Genomic DNA, 1,845 nt, shown 5'->3' on the forward strand with positions numbered 1-1,845 from the left:
GCGGATGAACCCCTACACCTCGATGTGGACCGGTGTGACACCGGGGGACGGCCCCCAGAACGTGCACGTGGTGCTCCTGGACAACGGCCGCACCGCGGTGCTCGACGACCCCGCCGGGCGCTCGGCGCTGCACTGCATCCGCTGCTCGGCGTGCCTGAACGTCTGCCCGGTCTACGAGCAGGCCGGCGGTCACGCCTACGGCTCCACCTACCCGGGGCCCATCGGGGCGATCCTCTCCCCGCAGCTGACGGGCATCACCTCCGAGCAGAACGCCTCCCTGCCCTACGCCTCCTCGCTGTGCGGGGCCTGCTACGACGTGTGCCCGGTGAAGATCAACATCCCCGAGATCCTCGTGCACCTGCGCGACGAGGACGTGCGCAGCAAGCCCACCCCCCGGGTGCCCTCCCAGATGGATTTGATGATGAAGGGCGCTTCGGTGGTGATGTCCTCGGGCACCCGGATGGGGTTGGCCGAGAAGGGTCTGCCGTTGGGGAGGGCGGTGGCGGGCAAGGATCGGGCGATTTCCTGGTTGCCCGGGATCGCCGGGGGCTGGACCGATGAGCGCGACATCCCCGCCCCGCCGAAGGAGTCCTTCCGCAACTGGTGGGCCAAGCACGCCGACGAGACGCAGCAGCGGGTGGCCGCCGACGGCGGCCCGGCCGCCGGCCCGGATGCGGGCAGTACCGCACCGGATGGGGCCGAGACCGACACCGAAGACGACGGGGGAGCACGATGAGCGAGGCAAAGACCGAGATCCTCAACCGGATCCGCGGGGCGCTGCACGACGCGCCTACCCCTGCACCGGCGCAGCGCACCTATCGCCGCGTCTCGGAGCGTGCGGCTGAGGAGGTCGTCGAGATGCTCGTGGACCGGCTGGTCGACTACAAGGCCGCGGTGCACCACGAGACCCCCGCCTCCCTGCCGGGGCGGATCGAGCAGCTGCTGGGGGTCTCCGCCCGGTATGTGGTCCCGGCCGGTCTGGACACCGCCTGGTTGCCGCAGGACACCGCCACCCGCCGGATGCTGGTGGATCCCAACGACGCCCGGGCGGCCTCCGCGCTCGGGGTGCGGGAGCTCAACGCCGTGGACGCCGTGGTGACGGCCTCGACCGTCTCCTGCGCCGAGACCGGCACCATCTTCCTCACCGGCCGTCCCGACGAGGGCCGGAGGGCGATCAGCCTGGTCCCCGACCACCACATCTGCGTGGTGCCGCTGGACTCGGTGGTCGAGCTGATCCCCGAGGCCCTCGCCCTGGTGGAGCCCACGGCCCCGGTCACCATGATCTCCGGGCCGTCCGCGACCTCGGACATCGAGCTGGAGCGGGTGGAGGGCGTGCACGGGCCCCGGACGCTCGACGTGATCCTACTCGGCTGACAGGCCCGGATGGCGCGTGAACCGCAGCACGCGCAGACGCACCGTCGCGGATCCGCTCGGCACCCCGGCCCCATCGCGGCCCCGAGGGCCCGGGTCTGCCCTGCCCGGGCACGGCGGCCCCTGCCGTGCCCGGCCGTTTCTCCTTCGCAGTTGACCTTGTCAGAAATTCACAACACAGCACCCAGGCCTCCAGTGGAGCGTCCAGGTGCGGAACGGGTGTCAATGTTCTCCAAGATCCTGGTGGCCAATCGCGGCGAGATCGCGATCCGTGCTTTCCGTGCCGCCTACGAGCTGGGCGCCAAGACGGTGGCGGTGTTCCCGTACGAGGACCGCAACTCGATCCACCGGCAGAAGGCCGACGAGGCGTACCGGATCGGGGAGGAGGGCCACCCCGTGCGGGCCTATCTCGACGTCGAGGAGATCGTCCGGGTGGCCAAGGAGTCCGGGGCGGACGCGATCTACCCGGGCTAC

General features: G+C 71.0%; 3 protein-coding genes. All 3 read left to right on the forward strand.

Annotated features, from left to right (window positions below; translation table 11 throughout):
* Positions 1 to 736 (forward strand): 4Fe-4S dicluster domain-containing protein (locus tag CK505_RS18040; protein ID WP_141246876.1); only part of this gene is annotated, 736 nt, incomplete at its 5' end.
* Positions 733 to 1,374, forward strand: coding sequence for an LUD domain-containing protein (locus CK505_RS18045; RefSeq protein WP_095651918.1), 642 nt, complete (start codon positions 733 to 735; stop codon positions 1,372 to 1,374). The genes CK505_RS18040 and CK505_RS18045, both read left to right, overlap by 4 nt.
* Before the next feature lie 222 nt (positions 1,375 to 1,596).
* Positions 1,597 to 1,845 (forward strand): biotin carboxylase N-terminal domain-containing protein (locus CK505_RS18050; protein WP_141246877.1); only part of this gene is annotated, 249 nt, incomplete at its 3' end.

Source organism: Kocuria sp. WN036 (genome assembly GCF_002287015.1).
Taxonomy (GTDB): domain Bacteria; phylum Actinomycetota; class Actinomycetes; order Actinomycetales; family Micrococcaceae; genus Kocuria; species Kocuria rosea.

Bases quoted from the DNA above. Each gene is read 5' to 3' on its own strand.
- CK505_RS18045 (WP_095651918.1), top strand. From the start codon at position 733: ATGAGCGAGGCAAAGACCGAGATCCTCAACCGGATCCGCGGGGCGCTG.